1 protein-coding gene is annotated in these 779 nt (G+C 41.2%); it reads left to right on the forward strand.

Annotated features, from left to right (window positions below):
- Nucleotides 1-76 precede the first annotated feature (76 nt).
- Nucleotides 77-649, forward strand: a complete 573-nt coding sequence (locus ACED87_RS09375) for a ParA family protein (protein WP_449090014.1) — start codon at nt 77-79, stop codon at nt 647-649.
- The last annotated feature ends 130 nt before the right edge of the window (nt 650-779 follow it).

Consider the following 779-nt stretch of genomic DNA (forward strand, 5'->3'; position numbering starts at 1 on the left):
CTCATATTTTTGCCGCGGGTGGGGCCGTTGTCTAGTTGGTGGGTGTGGGGTGCGTGTCTACTTTTGAATAAGCCTCTTGATCCCTGGCACGTTTGATTTGATGTTACTGCCAAAATTAACTCGCTCATGGACTTTTGAAAATGAAAGTAGATTGCTTGCTACTCTTTTAGCACCTTTAAAAAGTGACTATGATCTTATTATTATTGATACTGTACCAACGCCAAGCGTTTATACAAATAATGCAATCGTGGCGAGTGATTACGTTATGATCCCTTTACAAGCAGAAGAAGAAAGTACAAACAACATTCAAAACTATATTTCCTATTTGATTGATTTGCAAGAACAGTTTAACCCTGGACTAGATATGATTGGTTTTGTTCCTTATTTAGTTGATACGGACAGCGCAACGATAAAATCAAACCTGGAAGAACTGTACAAAGAACATAAAGAGGATAATTTGGTTTTCCGAAATATTATCAAGCGAAGTAATAAAGTAAGTACTTGGTCTAAAAATGGCATTACAGAACACAAAGGCTATGACAAAAAAGTTTTGTCTATGAGGCTTATTCAAAAGTCTCCCCAGCCGCAAAAAACACCAACCCCCGCACCACCGAAAACACCCGCAGGTAAGACCCCAACGGCCGCCTGAACCCAGTATGCAAAACACGCCAAGCCTTAACATTGGCAATGACTCGCTCAACGACCGGTTTCGGTACAGCAATAACGAGTAACCAACACGCCCGAACAATACGTACCGAAAACCTGCACCAAAAAGGTGC

The organism is Rothia sp. 32237D007AR (genome assembly GCF_053544675.1).